Genomic DNA, 14,592 nt, shown 5'->3' on the forward strand with positions numbered 1-14,592 from the left:
GAGCAGCGCTCCCGGCGCCGAGCGGCTAAGCTCGGGCCGCGCCTGCCCATGAAGTTCGTCCACGCCGCCGACCTCCACATCGACAGCCCCCTCCGCGGGCTCGACCGTTACCCGGGCGCCCCCGTCGAGCAGATCCGCGGGGCGACCCGCCGCGCGCTCGAGAACCTCGTGAACCTCTGCCTCGCCGAGGAGGTCGACCTCCTGCTCCTCGCGGGCGACATCTACGACGGCGACTGGAAGGACTACAGCACGGGCCTGTTCTTCGCCGCGCAGCTCTCCCGCCTGCGCGCCGCCCGGGTGGACGTCGTGCTCCTCTATGGCAATCACGACGCCGAGAGCAACATCACGCGTCACCTGGAGCTCCCCGAGAACGCCCGGCGGCTCGATCCCCGCCGCCCCGAGTCCATCGTCTTCGATCGGCTCGGGGTCGCCGTCCACGGACAGAGCTTCGCGACCAAGGCCGTCACCGACGATCTCGCCGCGGGTTATCCGGACGCGCGGGCAGGCCTGTTCAACATCGGCATGCTCCACACCTGCCTGGGCGGCCGCGAGGGCCACGACAACTACGCTCCTTGCAGCCTGAACACCCTCGTCGGGAAGCGATACGATTACTGGGCGCTCGGCCACGTGCACACCCGGGAGGTGCTCTCGCGCGATCCGTACATCGCGTTCCCCGGCAACCTCCAGGGCCGCCACGCCCGCGAGACCGGCGAGAAGGGCGCCCTCCTCGTCGCGGTGGACGACGGCCGCATCACCTCGGTCGAGCACCGCCCCCTCGACGTCGTGCGCTGGAGCGCGTGCGAGGTCGATCTCTCCCCGGCCGCGAGCGCCGACGACATCGTGGATCTGACGCGGGAGGAGCTCGAGCGGCGCCTCGCCGAGGCGGACGGGCGCACGCTGGCCGCGCGGGTCTTCCTGTGCGGCGCGACGAAGGCGCACGCCGCGCTCCGCGCCGATTTCGAGCGATGGACGGGGCAGATCCGCGCGATCGCCAACGATCTCGGCGGCGCGCTGTGGATCGAGCGCGTGCTCTCCCGGACGATCTCGCCGCTCCAGGTGGGCGCGCTCGAGGAGCGGGACGACGCGATCGGCCAGCTCACGAGGTCGCTGCGCGCGCTGCGCGACGACGAGGCGGGCCTGTCCTCGCTGCTGCGCGAGTTCGCGAGCCTCAGGAACAAGCTGCCCGTCGAGGCGCGCGAGGGGGACGACGCGATCCGCCTCGACGACCCGGCGTTCCTGCGCGAGGCGCTCGACGACGTGGAGCACACGCTGATCTCGCGGCTGCTCGGCGCGAGCGACGCGCCCTGAAGGTCGGGCGCGCTCCCGCGGCGCGCCCGAGATCCGACGCCGCGGCTCGACGGTCGACGGCGCGCAACCCTCCGGCCGCCGCTTGACGGAGCGCTGTTCTCCACCATGCACACCTCGCGATCCGGCGTGACGCGAGCATCACCTCGAACGTCCGGACGCCATGAAAGGGGGGAATCATGGTCGACCAGGACGCTTTTCCGGAGCTGTTCCATCCGAGCAGCCGCGCCGAGCCGCACGCGATCTACGCGCGCATGCGGGCCGCGGGGCGCCTGCATCGCCTCATTCACCCCCGCCTCGACGTGCCCATCTGGGTGGCCGTGCGTTACGACGACTGCGTGGAGCTCCTCAAGGATCCGCGCCTGATCCGCGACTTCCGCAAGCTCCCCGACGAGGTGCGCCGGCGTTATTTCCCGCTCAGCGACCGCACGACCTTCATGGATCAGCACATGCTCGACGCCGATCCGCCGGATCACACGCGGCTCAGGGCCATCGTCCAGCGGGCCTTCTCGCCGCGGATGATGGAAGGGCTGCGCCCGCGCATCCAGGCGATCACGGACGGGCTCATCGACGCGGCGATCGACCGGCGACGGATGGAGCTCGTGGCAGACTTCGCGTTTCCGCTCCCCACCGCGGTGATCGCCGAGCTGCTCGGCCTCCCCGTCGAGGACCGCGACCGGTTCCGCCGGTGGACCAAGGTCCTCCTCGCGCCCGCGAAAGGTCGCGAGTTCGTGGAGCGCGCGCAGCGGGTGGTGGAGGAGTTCGCGGCGTACTTCCGGGCGCTCGCCGACGCGCGCCGCAAGGCCCCGCGCGACGACCTGATCAGCGGCCTCTTGCTGGCCGAGGAGCAGGAGCACAAGCTGAGCCCGGCGGAGCTCTCGAGCATGGTGTTCCTGCTGATCGTCGCGGGCCACGAGACCACCGTGCACCTCATCGCGAGCGGCATGTTCCTCCTGCTCTCGCACCCCGCGGAGCGGCGCCGGCTGGACGAGGACCCCGGGCTCGTCGGCTCCGCGGTGGAGGAGGTGCTGCGCTGCGAGGGGCCGGCGGAGCTCTCGACGATCCGCTGGTCGCTCGAGGACATCGAGCTGTTCGGCGCCCGCGTGCCGGCGGGAGAAGGCGTCGCGGCGGGGCTCCTGGCCGCGAACCGGGACCCAAAGCACTTTACGGATCCGGACCGCTTCGATATCGGCCGCTCGCCGAACCGGCACATCGGCTTCGGGGGCGGCATCCACTTTTGCCTGGGCGCGATGCTCGCGCGGATCGAGGCGGCGATCGCCTTCTCGACGCTCCTCCGGAGGCTGCCGCGCATCGAGCTCGCCGTCCCGCCCCGCGACATCGTGTGGAGCGAATGGCCCATGATCCGCGGCCCGGCGGCGGTGCCTGTGGTATTCTGAGGCTGACAATCCCTCGTTCTGTCGGTGTTTTTGACGAGATATTGAACAGGGAGGCGGGGAGACGGGGAGATTTCTGGGGTTTGACTCCCCGTCTCCCCGCCTCCCTGTGAACTTTTTCCAGAACGATTCGAGGGAATGCTCAGCCCCCCGAGGGGGCCGTCCGGGCGTAGGCGCGCAGCGCCTCGGCCACGCTCCACGCCTGGGCGACGCACCCGCGGGGCGTGAACGGCGGCTCCGCGTCGAAGATCTCGCTGATCGAGCCGGCGCAGGCCTCGTCGAGGTGCGGCGCGAAGCCCTCGAGCAGGCGCCGCGCCCCGGCGAGATCGGTGGGATACACCTTCAGCCAGGCGTCGATGAACGGGCCCATGAGCCACCCCCACACGGTGCCCTGGTGATAGGCCATGTCCCGCGCGCGGAGGTCGCCGAAGTACTTCGGTTTGTAGTCCGGGTGCCCCGGCGCGAGCGACCTGAGGCCCACGGGCGTCCAGAGCCGCTCCTTCACCTGATCGACGATCCCCTTCCAGCGCGCGGGCTCGAGGACGGGGTGAGGCAGCGAGATCGCGAGGAGCTGGTTTGGCCGGAAGGCGTCGTCGGCGCCCTGCTCGCCGTCGATCACGTCGTAGAGATAGCCGTGCTTCTCGGACCAGAAGCGCCGGTTGAAGGAGGCCTTGACCTGCTCGGCGGCCGCGCCGTAGCGCTTCGCCGCGCCGTCGCCGTCGGACTCGCGCGTCCAGCGCTCGATGAGGCGCAGGGCGTTGTACCAGAGCGCGTTGATCTCCACGGGCTTCCCCCGGCGTGGCGTGACCACGTAGTCACCGACCTTCGCGTCCATCCAGGTCAGCTGATACCCCTCTTCCCCCTGGCGGATCAGGCCGTCCTGCGGGTCGGCGCGGATGCCGAAGCGCGTCCCGCGGGTGTGGTGCTCGACGATGTCGATCAGCGTTGGGAGGATGAGCCGGAGCGTCTCGCGATCGCCGGTGGTCGCCAGGTAGCGATCGAGCGCGTGGAAGAACCAGAGGGTGGCGTCGGCTGTGTGGTAGAGCCCGTCGTTCTTGCCCTCCGGGAACATGTTGGGGATGAGCCCGTCCTTCACGTAATGGGCGAACGTGCGGAGGATGTAGCCCGCCTCGGTGTGGCGCCCGGTGACGAGCGTCAGCCCCTCGAGGCTGATCATGGTGTCCCGGCCCCAGTCGGTAAACCAGTGGTAGCCCGCGATGACGGTGCGCACCTCGTCCCCGGCGGCCCGGGCGCGGGCGGCGTCCTCGACGCGGCCCGCGGGGCTGATGAGGAACTGATCGGCGCCGAGGACGAGCTCCGCCGCCGGCCCGGTGCGGACCTCGGGCGCCGCGGCGAGCAGGAGCCGCGTCCGGCGCTTGCGCTCGGCGCGCTGCACCTCGTCCGTGGAGAGGGCGTTGAGCGTCTCCCAGGCCTCCGTGGACGCGATCAGGGTCGCGCTTCCGGAGACCGGGAGCTCGAGGCTGAAGCGGCCAGGGCTGTAGAACTCGCCGACGGCGTCGTATCCGCGGCTCTGCTCGATCCGGTAGCGGACGTTGCGCAGGCGGGCGCTCTCGATCCTGAACTCGGCCCGAGCGCCCTGGACCTTCAGCCGGAGCGGCGGCAGGTCGCCCGGCGACGCGAGCTCGTAGCGATCCTCGACCACGGTGAGCGCATAGGGGCCCGCCACCGGACGATCGAGCGCGCCCTCGTGCGGCCGGAAATTCACCCACGGCTGGAGCTCGATCCGCGCGGGGCCCGTCCCCTCGACGAGCGTGTACGTGACATGGACCGTGTTCTGCACGTGGGGCATGAGGAGGCGCCGTTCGATCGCCATCCCCGCGCCCTCGTAGCGCCAGACGGGGAGCCCGGCCTCGAGGCGGAACTCGGCGAGATCGATGACCTGCGCGGCGCCGTCGTCGAGCCAGGGCTCCTGACCGCCCACCTGATACACCCTGTCCTCCGCGGTGAAGATCCGGGTGGAGAGATCGCTGAGCATCATCGTGCGGCCCAAGGGAGCCGGCAGCGCGGAGATCAGCAGTCCATGGAAGCGGCGGGTCACCGCGCCGGAGACGGTGCCCGACGCGTAACCGCCGAGTCCGTTCGTGACGAGCCATTCCCGCGTGAGCGGGTCCGAGCCGCGCTCGGCGTCGTCCTGCGAGGTGGGGGCTGTGCCCCGGGACCAGACCATCCTCCGGCAGATCTCGTCAGCGTACATGCTTCTTGGGCTCCTCCGGGCGCGGGCTCGCGCTCGTCTTCTCGGGCACCGGCGTCCCGACCACGGGGTGGAGGAGGATCGCCGCCTCGCCCGGGATGTGGACGCCCTCCTCGGTGATGACAGGTGGACTGCCTTGGCCCCCGTAGCGAGGGGACTCGCTGGACCACGACGTCTCCCAGCGGCGCCCCGGAGGCGGGGCGAAGAGCGGCTCCGGCAACGACCCTCGATGGATGTCCCGCCCGAGGTTGACGAGGAGCAGCCGGTCGTCGCCGTCGTCGCCGAAGTAGCGCAGGAGGAAGGCGTGGGCCGAGAGGACGGCCCCGTCGACGCCGCGCGGGCGCTGGGCCCGGATCACCGGGTCGCGCCGGCGGAGCGCGATGAGGTCCTCGTGGAGGGCGTAGAGGGCGGCGTTGCGCTCGCGCTCTGAGAAATCGAGCTTGCAGCGCTCGAACGTCCGCGGGTCGCTCGGATCGTCGAGCTGCGCGTGGACCTCCGGCGCCGAGCAGGACGGGAACTGATCGAGGAACTCCGCCCTGCCCTTGCGCACGAGCGGGGCGAGCTCGGGGTTGTGGTCGGCGAAGAAGAGGAACGGCGCCGAGGATCCGAACTCCTGCCCTTGAAAGAGCATGGGTGTCCCAGGGGCGAGGAGCAGGGCCGCCGACATCGCCCGGAGCCTGCCCGGGCTCACGATCTGACAGAGCCGCTCGCCTCGCGCGGTGTTGGCGACCTGATCGTGGTTCTCCAGGAAGAGGACGAAGCGGGCCGGATCGACGCCGAGCGCCGGCGTCCCTCGCCGCTGCTTCTGCCAGTGATAGCGCTGCCCCTGGAAGAGGAACCCGTGCTTCAGGGCGGAGAGGAGCTCCTGGGGCGAGCCCTCGTGATCGCTGTAATAGGCCTCGCTCCGGCCGGTGAGCGCCACCTTGGCGCTGTGGTGGAAATCGTCGTTCCAGATCGCGTCGAGCCCGTAGCCGCCCCGCTCGGCGGCGCGGATCAGCCACTCTTCCTGCGACTCGTTCTCGGCCACGAGGAACGTCTCCTTGCCCTTCGCCGCCTCCCGCACGCGGCGCGCGATGGCGGCGAGGATGTGGTCCTTCGAGCCATCGTAGATGTTCTGCGTCGCGTCGAGCCGGAGCCCGTCGAGGTGGAACTCGTCGATCCAGTAGCCGGCGTTGGCGATGAAGTACTCCCTCACCGCCTCGGATCGCGGGCCGTCGAAGTTGATCGCCGCTCCCCAGTCCGTCTTGTGACGATCGGTGAAGTAGTCCCCGGAGAACTGGCCGAGGTAGTTGCCGTCCGGGCCGAGGTGGTTGTAGACGACATCGAGGATCACCGCGATCCCGGCGCGGTGCGCCGCGTCCACGAAGCGCCGGAGGTCGTCCGGGCTGCCGTAGAGGCGCGTCGGCGCGAAGAGGTTCACGCCGTCGTACCCCCAGTTGAAGCGGCCGGGGACCTCGGCGATGGGGAGCAGCTCGATCAGGGAGATGCCGATCCGCGCGAGCTCCGGCAGCTCGCGGGCGGCGGACTCCCATGTGCCCTCCCGGGTGAACGTCCCGATGTGCATCTCGTAGACGACTTGCCCCTTCAGCGGGGCGCCCCGGAATGCCGCGTCGCTCCATGAGAACGCGCCGGGATCGATCACCTCGGAGGGCCCGTGCGGCCCCTCCGGCTGCGACCGCGAGGCGGGATCGGGAGTGAGCGCCTCGCCGTCGTCGAGCCGGAACCTGTAGCGGGTGCCGCTCGCCGCGGACGCGACGAGCCCCGCGAAATAACCGCCCTCCTCGGGCCGCAGCGGGGCGGCCCCGCCGCTCCCCGGCCCGGCCTCCAGGACGACCTCGACCTTGCGCCTGGCCGGCGCCCAGACACGGAAGTGGACTCCTTTCCCGACGAGCACCTCTGCGCCAACGGGCAACCGCCTCTCCGTCTTGAATTCCGGCATTGAAATGAATTCTAGGCGCAACACAGATGACGTCCAGCGCCGATCTGCACATGACGACGCTACCGCTGTCACTGCTCAGCTGTCGAGCGCAACGTGCCTTACGGAGCTGCCTGAGAGCGTTCAGGGGCAAACCGACATCGAGGTCAGCGCTGTCTGTGTGGCGAAATTGCGCGAGGTGACCTCGCGCTGAAGCTCGCGCGCCGCTGGGCTCCCTCCTTGCCCACGACGCGTGTTCGAGAACACGAAAGAGATAGAGCGAGACAGGAGTCGACCCATCGAGATGGGGAGAGGCCATGAAGTGGGCTTGACGACCGTGCGATGGAAGGCGATGAAGCGCGCTCTCCGCGGCTACGGGTGGGCGATGACGACGAGGGTGCGCGCGCGCCGGAGCACGCAGCGCAACGCGCGCTCCAGCGTCTCCGGGTCGAGCGCCGCGAAGCTCTCGTCGAGCACGACGACCTCGGCGCCCTGCAGCAGCGCGCGCGCCATGTAGAGCCGGCTCCGCTCGCCGTGCGAGAGCTGCCAGCCCGTCTCGCCCACCACCTGCTCCAGCCCCCCCGGCATCCGGCCGAGCAGCTCGCCGAGGCCGAGCTCGTGGCAGATCTCCTCGGCCTCCGCGAGGTCGTCGGGCCTCGGCGGCCAGCGCCTGCCCATCAGCAGGTTGTACGCGAACGTCCCGGCGAGGACGTGGTTCTCGTGGAACTGCGGCGCCGCCGCCACGCGGCGCCGCCACGCCCCGGCGCCCAGCATGTGGCGGTCGAGCCCGTTCAGCAGCAGCAGCCCCGCGTCGGGCGCGCGCAGCCCCGAGAGCAGCGCGCTCAGCGTCGACTTCCCGCCGCCCGAGGGCCCCTCGAGCAGGATGCGGTCGCCCGCCGCGATCCGCACCGAGACGTCGACGACCGCGGGGCGCGCCCGTCCCTTGTGCCGGAACGACAGCTCGTGCGCCTCCAGGACCACAGCGCGGGCCTCGGCGTCCTCCGCGCGCGCGCGGGCCGGCGATCGCCCCGCGTCGGGGGGCAGCGGCGGCGGCGGCGGCCCGCCGCGGGCGGCCGCCTGGAACAGCGTGGAGACCTGCTCCCACGCGATCACCGCGCTGGCGAGGCTCGACAGGCCGCCCGACAGGCCCTGGAGCGCGCGGCTCGCGAGCAGGACGCCCCCCAGCGCCACCGCGTACGCCCCGGCGGAGCCGGTGCCCGCGAGGAACGGCGGCAGGAGGCCGATGATGCCCGCGATGAGCCAGCCGCGCGGCATCAGCGCGCCGATCTCGATCTGGCTCCGGTCGATGTCGCGCGACCGCAGCAGGTACTGGGCGAGCGCCTCGTCCTCGCCGTGGTGCCAGCGGCCGTGGCGCTCCTGGGCGAGGCGGGTCCGGTGGCCGACCAGGCGCTCGATGAGGTCGTGCGTCATCGCGAGCCGCGCGGCCGTCCAGCGCGCGCGACGCCGGTAGAACCGCACGCAGAGCGCGACGACCAGCGCCGCCCAGGCGGCGAGCAGCAGCGCGTGGAGCGCGCCCGCCGCGCCCTGGGCGAGCACGGCGGCCGCCGCCGCGAGCTCGAACGCCGACGCGACCGCCGCGACGCCGCCGCCCATCGCGAGCCCCTCGATCGCCTCGGACTCGATCACGCGGCCGAGGAAGCGGCCCGCGCCCTCGCTGCGCACCTCCTCGGCGTCGAGCGCGAGCGCGCCCGAGAGCAGGCGCTGCTTGACCAGCGCGCTCGAGTCGATCGCGACGAGGCCGGACATCCACGCCATGAGCTGGCGCAGCGGCACGACCGTCGCGAGCAGCAGCGCGCCGGCGACGAGCCACCCCTCGTCGAGGTGGTCGTCGAGGATGCTGCGCCCCACGGTCATCCACACCAGGATCCAGAGCGTGTAGCCCGCCGCGTGGGCCGCGAGCAGGCCGAGGAGGCGGCGCGGGATCTGCGCGGCCATGGCCTGCCGCACGAGCGGCGCGCCCGGCGGCAGGCGCAGGCTCCAGATGCCGTCGACGATCACGGGCCCGAGGCGCTCGTCGAGCAGGGCCCGCCGCGCGCGCGCGTGCCGCCGCGGCCGCACGGCTGCGCGCGCGAGGACGCGCTCGATCTCCGGGAGCACCTGCGCCTCGAGCGGGCGGCAGATGCGGCCGGCGATCGCCTCGACCGGGACGCGCGCCGTGGAGCGGTCGGCGCGGAGCGCAGCGAGGTCCCGCCCCCTGCGCCCCACGACGGCGAGGAAGCGGGGCGCCCCGCCGTCGCGCAGCCACACGAGCGCGGGCGTGACGCGGAGGAGCGCCTCGCCGATCTCGTCGTAGCGCGCCGCGATCGGCTCCGCCTCGACGCCGAGGTACGCCGCAGCCTGATCGATCCACGCGCCGAGCGCGTCCGCGCTGCGGAGGTGCCCGGCGGCCGGGACGGGCGCCGCGACCGCGCGCGGGCCGAGGCCGCCCTGCGTCGCGAGCGCCTCGAGCGCGTCGCCGAGGCGGTCCGCCGGCCACTCGAGGGCGCCGAGCGAGTCGACCGCCTGGTCCGGCCGCGCTCCCCACCCAGGTTGCGGCCTCGCCCCCCACCCAGGTTGCGCCTCCGCCCCGTCCGGCCGGGCTTCCCACCCGGGTTGCGCCTCGGCGGTCACCTCCGCTGGCCCTCCGCTGGCGCTCCGCCGCCCTCGGCTGGCGCTCCGGCGCCCGCCCTCGCCGCCTCGGCGCCCTCGCCAGCCGCCTCGGCGATGCGCCCGCGCGCGACCTTCAGCCGGCGCCACCCGCCGCTCGACCAGAGCCCTCGCTGCACCGCTGCCTCGGCCTCGAGCAGCGCGCGGTAGCGCGAGCCGGGGCGCGCCGCGAGCTCGGACGGCGCCCCGTCCTCGACCACGCGCCCGCCGTCCACGACGAGCACCCGCTCGAACGATCGCGTCTCGCCGACGTCGTGGGTGACGCAGAGGAGCGTCGCGCGCCGGAAGCGCCGCCGCGCCCGGGCGAGCAGCGTCCGGCGGCGCTCCCGGTCGAGGCCGCGGAACGGCTCGTCGAGGATCGCGAGCCGCGCCTCGCTCCGCAGCATCGCCCGGCCCAGGCGCAACCGCTGCCCCTCGCCGCCGGAGACGAGCCCTCCGCCCTCGCCGAGCAGGGTCTTCTGCCCCTCCGGCAGCCGCTCCAGCACCTCGCGCAGCTCGGCCTCCTCGACGACGGCGCCGAAGTCGGCCGCGTCGTCGGGCGCGCCGTAGCGGAGGTTGTCGAGGAACGATCGGTTCCAGATCTGGACCGCCGGGTCGACCCACGCGGTCTCCTCGCGCAGCGCGCGCACCCGCTCTCCGTCGAGGGGGCGGCCGTCGACGAGCACCGTGCCCTCGCTCGCCCGGTGCCAGCCGAGCAGGACCCCGACGAGGCTCGACTTCCCCGCGCCCGACGAGCCCACGATCGCCACGTGGCTGCCCGCCGCGATGTTCAGATCCACCCCGTCGAGGATCACGTGACCGGCCGCCTGGATGCGCACGCGCTCGAAGGCGATCGCGCAGCCCGCGCCGCCGGCGGCCCCTTGCGCGAGCGGCGCCGCTGCCGCGAGCGCGCGCACGGGGGCGCCGGCGCGCAGCTCCTCCGGCGCGCCGAGCGGCTCGAGCAAGCGCAGCGCCGTGTTGCGGTGCCCCGGGTACTGGAGCAGCGTGCTCGCGAGCGCCTGCCCGATGGAGGGCAGCGCGAGCGCCCAGTAGAAGAGCAGGAGAGCGCGCGAGAGGGCGCCCCCGCGGGCGAGGAAATCGCCGAGGATCCACGCGGCGAGCGCGAAGCCGATCAGCGCCTGCGCCCCGTCGACGGCGAGCGCGGCGCGGAGGAGCGCGCGGCCTGCGAGCGCCCACTCCCCGAGCAGCCCCGCGTGCTCGCGCCGCACGGCCCGCTCCGCCGCGTGCGCCCGGATCGGCACGAGGCCGAGGAGCGCGTCGAGGTAGAAGCTCGTGAGCGCGCCGGCGTGGGTGCGGACGCGCAGGTCTCGCTCGACGAGGACGCGGTTCCCCGCGAACGGCAGCGCCAGCGCGAGCGCGGCGCCCGGCACGGCGAGGCGCGCGCTCCCGGGATCGATCCAGACGATCGCGGCCGTGGTCACCGCGAGATCGAGCGCCGAGCGCGCGATCTGGCCGCCGAACGCGGGCAGGCCGCGGAGCACGTGCAAGCTGTGGCCGCGCTGCGCCATGTCCGAGGCCGGGCGGCTCTGGAAGTAGCGATCGCCGATGCGCGGGATCTTCGCGAGGAACGCCATCCGCAGCCGGACCTCGAGGTGGCGCCCCAGCCGGATCATCCCCGACGTCAGGGAGAGATCGAGGGCGAGCTCCACCGCGAGGAACGCCGCGAGGGCGACGAGGGCGGCGAGGCGCTGCTCGAACAGCGCGAGATCGTTCGAGATCTGGAGCAGGCCCCGGAAGAGGAGGCTCTCCAGCACCACCGTCGCGACGCTGAGCAAGAGCGCGCCGGCGAGCACGGCGGGCGTCAGCAGGCCGTCCTCGCGGATCATCCGGAGGAGCGCGCGCGCAGGCGGGATCTCGCGCTCCGCGAGGGCGGCCGCGAGGTCGGGGGGGAGGCGCGCCTCGCCGCGAGCCGCCTCGCCGCGAGCCGCCTCGCCGCCGCCGCGAGCAGCCGCCTCGGCGTGCGCCGGGGGCTCGGGAGCGGAGGCGCCCGGCGCGCCTTCGCGGCCTGCCGGCGCGCGGGCGAAGCTGAGCGGCCGCCGCCCGCGGATCCGCACGAGCACGGCGCCCCGCGTGAGGACCATCTCCTCCCCGGACGGGTCGGCCGGCCCCGGACGCGCCGTCCAGAAGCCGGGCGGGATCATCTCCTCCCGGGAGGCCTCGGCGTCTCGGTCGAGCAGCGCGCCCAGCACGCGCGCGGCCTCGCGCCCGCGCCCGAGGCCGCCGGAGCGCACGAGCGACGTGACCAGGCGCGCGCCGGCGTCGAGCGCGGCGATCGCTCGCCAGTCCCGGTCCGACAGCGCCGCCTCGATCGATTGCGTTCCTGCGCCGAGCCACGCGAGCCGGCGCCCGAGCGGCCGCGTGAACCCGTCGCTCGCGGCCCACGCGCGGAAGTCCGCCGCGGACAGGGGCAGCTCATGCTGGTAAAGCTCGGCCTCGAGCTGCCGTCGCGTGACCCAGCGCCGCCCCGTGCCCGGGTCCATGATCTGCGCGAGGCCGCCGTGCCGGCGCCAGATCACGACGATGTGGAGCGGCCCGGTCGACTGCCGCACGATCGCCAGGGCGGGCAGCGCCTGCGCCTCGTCGAGGAGCACGTGCTCCGGCGGTACGAGGATCTGCTGGGCCACGAGCCCGAGCTGCTCCGCGAGGTCCTCCAGGGTGTCGATGGAGGTGCCGTCGACGTCGGTCTGGCAGGCCTCGCGCAGGCGCCCGTAGCTCACGCCGACGCCGAAGCCCTCGAGCACGCACTTGAGCGTGGCGGGCCCGCAATCCATCGCCGACGTCTGCACGACCTCCGGCGCGAGGAGCCTCCGCCTCGGGCTCGGCGGCAGGCGGCGGGGATCGGCGCTCGCTCGCTCCGATGCGGATCGTGGATCGGCGCCCGCCGTCCCCTGGCTCACCCGTCCGCTCCGCCGCGGACCCGCACGATCTGCCCTGCTGCCCGCAGCACGAGCGACGCCGGCGAGACGCGCTCCATCTCGATGACGACGTTGCCGGGCAGCCCGTGCTGCATCGGGATCGGCGACGCGGGATCGGGGCGCACGCCGAGCTCCACGCGGATGCGGCCCTCCTGCGCCTCGCTGGCGACGCGCTCGACGATGGTGGCCAGCGTGCCGTATTCGGTCCAGGGGAACGCGTCGAGGCGCAGGCGCCCCGCCTGCCCCGCGCGGATCCGCCCGACGGAGGAGGGCGGGAACTCCGCGATCACCCTGAGCTCGCCGGGCGGGACGACGGCGGCCACGACGTCCCCTTCACGCACGAAGGAGCCGGCCCGCAGCACCGTGATTTCACCGACCCGCCCGGCGATCGGCGAGCGGATCTTGCGCCGCTCGATCTCGGCGAGCAGCCCCGCGATCGTCGCCTCCAGCACGAGCCGCTCCCCCTCCAGCGAGGCCGCCTCGCGGTCGAGCCGCGCGAGCTCGGCCTGCTGCTCGCTCTGCCCCGTGCGCCGCTCGACGCCGGCCCGCGCGGCGGCGCGGTCGAGCGCCTCGGTCGCCGAGCGCCGCGACAGCGCCTCGGCCGCGAGCCGCGCCGCCTCGGCCTCGGACACGAGCCCGTCCTGCCGCAGGCGCACGGCCCGCGCCGCCTCGAGCTCCTGGAAGCGCGCGCCCGCCTCCGCCTCCTTGAGCCGCGCCTTCGCCTCGTCGATGCGCGCGCGCGCCGCCTCCGCCCCGTCGCGCAGCGCCCGCGAGCGCGCCGCGATCTCGGCCCGGAGCGGCCCCATCTGCCCCGCGATGGCCGAGAGCCGGGCCTGCTTGTCGTCCATGTCGCGGCGGAGCGGCTCCACGTCGAGCTCGACGAGGACGTCGCCCGCGGCGACCTCGGCCCCGAGGAGGTCGAGGCGGACGGCGGCGACCCTCCCGCCGAGGGGCGCCTCGACGCGGTGGGCCGCCTGCCCCACCTCGAGGCGCGCGCTCACGCTCGCCTCGTACTGCCCGACGCGCGCGAGGAAGAACCACGCGAGCCAGCCTCCGAGCAGGAGCGCGCCGATCGCGGCGCCGACGATCGAGCCGCGATGGCCGTCGGTCGCGATCGCGTGGATCGAGCGTGAGAACCCGGCGGGCATGAGGGGTCGCGCCAAGGTACACGAGCGAAGGATGCGCAGGAAGTCGCACCCATCGCCCGGGTAAAGGCGATGAGCCAGGCAAAACTTCACGTGCAGCGCGGACCGATTGAATGAATGCTCTCCTCCGCGGCTCCGCCGCGAGATAGTCATTCCATTCCATCTGGAGGTCCCCCATGGCTGATATCGATCGTGATTCCGAGCAGAACGAGCAAACGGAGCAGGCGGAGACGGTGCCCTTCTTCGCTCGCTACCTGGAAGATCAGAAGCGCATCCGGACCGGCGTCAAAGCCGGCGGCTGCATCCAACAGACCCTCAAGTACCCCTCGGACAGGGATGAGAACGTCACCATGAAGTACCCCTCCGACGGCGACGAAGATCTGGCCGTGAAGTGAACCGCGAACGCCGCGCGGCGGGTAACCGCCCACGGCCGAGCGGAACCCACCGAAATCGCCCGCAACATCCCGTAACCCCGTAACAACACGCGACCACGCGACCACGCGACCACGCGACCACGCGACCACGCGTAACCAAGCTCAACACGATTCAACACCTTTGAGCGCCCGTGATTGAAAGATCGCCGCAACAGCGGAATCACAGCATCACGGGATGGCGGAATTGCGACGTCGAGCCGCTGCAATTGTGCTGAAAAGCGCCGAAGATCGCGCTCGGGCTTGCGCCCCCGCCTGGCTGCTCGCTATGTTAGCCCTCTTGCCCTCGGCGGCTCCGTCGCCGCGGCAACGCAACCATCTGGAGGTATCCCATGGCCGATATCGACAACCGTGAGCCCGAGCAGCAGGAGCAGAAGGACGACGCCGAGGCGGTGCCGTTCTTCGCTCGCTTCCTGGAGGATCAGAAGCGCGTCCGTACCGGCGTCAAGGCCGGCAGGCCGCCCTTCCAGACGCTGAAGTACCCGTCGGACCAGGAGGACGGCGGGGGCGGCGGGAAGGACCCCATCTACACCACGCTGAAGTACCCTTCGGACGGCGACGAGACCTGAGCACCGCATGGACCGCCCGCGCCCGTGCGAGAGAGGCAC

At 73.0% G+C, this 14,592-nt stretch carries 9 protein-coding genes; 4 read left to right on the forward strand and 5 right to left on the reverse strand.

Features of this window, described 5'->3' with window-relative positions; translation table 11 throughout:
* The first annotated feature begins 48 nt into the window (after positions 1 to 48).
* Together WMF11_RS40050 and WMF11_RS40055 are read left to right on the forward strand one after the other, a co-directional pair.
* Positions 49 to 1,308, forward strand: a complete 1,260-nt coding sequence (locus tag WMF11_RS40050; RefSeq protein WP_437974551.1) for a metallophosphoesterase family protein — start codon at positions 49 to 51, stop codon at positions 1,306 to 1,308.
* A gap of 176 nt (positions 1,309 to 1,484) precedes the next feature.
* Positions 1,485 to 2,702: a cytochrome P450 family protein gene (locus tag WMF11_RS40055; RefSeq protein WP_437974552.1), complete on the forward strand. Its 1,218-nt coding sequence runs from the start codon at positions 1,485 to 1,487 to the stop codon at positions 2,700 to 2,702.
* A gap of 139 nt (positions 2,703 to 2,841) precedes the next feature.
* Here the strand turns inward: WMF11_RS40055 and WMF11_RS40060 are convergent, their stop codons facing one another.
* From WMF11_RS40060 to WMF11_RS40080, 5 genes are all read right to left on the reverse strand, one after another.
* On the reverse strand, positions 2,842 to 4,914 hold the full coding sequence (locus WMF11_RS40060; protein ID WP_437974553.1) for an amylo-alpha-1,6-glucosidase: 2,073 nt from the start codon (positions 4,912 to 4,914) through the stop codon (positions 2,842 to 2,844).
* Positions 4,904 to 6,850, reverse strand: a complete 1,947-nt coding sequence (gene treZ / locus WMF11_RS40065; protein ID WP_437974554.1) for a malto-oligosyltrehalose trehalohydrolase — start codon at positions 6,848 to 6,850, stop codon at positions 4,904 to 4,906. The genes WMF11_RS40060 and treZ overlap by 11 nt, the downstream gene beginning before the upstream one ends.
* 348 nt (positions 6,851 to 7,198) lie before the next feature.
* Complete coding sequence (locus WMF11_RS40070; RefSeq protein ID WP_437974555.1) at positions 7,199 to 9,457, reverse strand: ATP-binding cassette domain-containing protein; 2,259 nt, start codon at positions 9,455 to 9,457, stop codon at positions 7,199 to 7,201.
* Entirely contained in the window at positions 9,454 to 12,390 is a 2,937-nt protein-coding gene (locus tag WMF11_RS40075; RefSeq protein WP_437974556.1) for an ATP-binding cassette domain-containing protein, read from the reverse strand. The genes WMF11_RS40070 and WMF11_RS40075 overlap by 4 nt, the downstream gene beginning before the upstream one ends.
* Positions 12,387 to 13,556, reverse strand: coding sequence for an HlyD family secretion protein (locus tag WMF11_RS40080; protein WP_437974557.1), 1,170 nt, complete (start codon positions 13,554 to 13,556; stop codon positions 12,387 to 12,389). Before WMF11_RS40080 ends, WMF11_RS40075 begins: the two co-directional genes overlap by 4 nt.
* A 173-nt stretch (positions 13,557 to 13,729) precedes the next feature.
* Here WMF11_RS40080 and WMF11_RS40085 point away from each other — a divergent pair, with 173 nt between their 5' ends.
* Together WMF11_RS40085 and WMF11_RS40090 are read left to right on the forward strand one after the other, a co-directional pair.
* Positions 13,730 to 13,948 (forward strand): microviridin/marinostatin family tricyclic proteinase inhibitor, encoded by a 219-nt coding sequence (locus WMF11_RS40085; RefSeq protein ID WP_437974558.1) that lies wholly within the window; start codon positions 13,730 to 13,732, stop codon positions 13,946 to 13,948.
* 368 nt (positions 13,949 to 14,316) lie between these two features.
* On the forward strand, positions 14,317 to 14,553 hold the full coding sequence (locus WMF11_RS40090; RefSeq protein ID WP_437545041.1) for a microviridin/marinostatin family tricyclic proteinase inhibitor: 237 nt from the start codon (positions 14,317 to 14,319) through the stop codon (positions 14,551 to 14,553).
* Positions 14,554 to 14,592 lie beyond the last annotated feature (39 nt).

Origin of the sequence: Sorangium sp. So ce295, assembly GCF_051527405.1 — a bacterium.
GTDB lineage: Bacteria > Myxococcota_A > Polyangia > Polyangiales > Polyangiaceae > Sorangium > Sorangium cellulosum_B.

What these genes read in the sequence shown, in the direction of transcription:
- WMF11_RS40050 (WP_437974551.1), top strand. Translation starts at nt 49, where the DNA reads ATGAAGTTCGTCCACGCCGCCGACCTCCACATCGACAGCCCCCTCCGC.
- WMF11_RS40055 (WP_437974552.1), top strand. Translation starts at nt 1,485, where the DNA reads ATGGTCGACCAGGACGCTTTTCCGGAGCTGTTCCATCCGAGCAGCCGC.
- WMF11_RS40060 (WP_437974553.1), bottom strand. Translation starts at nt 4,914, where the DNA reads ATGTACGCTGACGAGATCTGCCGGAGGATGGTCTGGTCCCGGGGCACA.
- treZ (WP_437974554.1), bottom strand. Translation starts at nt 6,850, where the DNA reads ATGCCGGAATTCAAGACGGAGAGGCGGTTGCCCGTTGGCGCAGAGGTG.
- WMF11_RS40080 (WP_437974557.1), bottom strand. Translation starts at nt 13,556, where the DNA reads ATGCCCGCCGGGTTCTCACGCTCGATCCACGCGATCGCGACCGACGGC.
- WMF11_RS40085 (WP_437974558.1), top strand. Translation starts at nt 13,730, where the DNA reads ATGGCTGATATCGATCGTGATTCCGAGCAGAACGAGCAAACGGAGCAG.
- WMF11_RS40090 (WP_437545041.1), top strand. Translation starts at nt 14,317, where the DNA reads ATGGCCGATATCGACAACCGTGAGCCCGAGCAGCAGGAGCAGAAGGAC.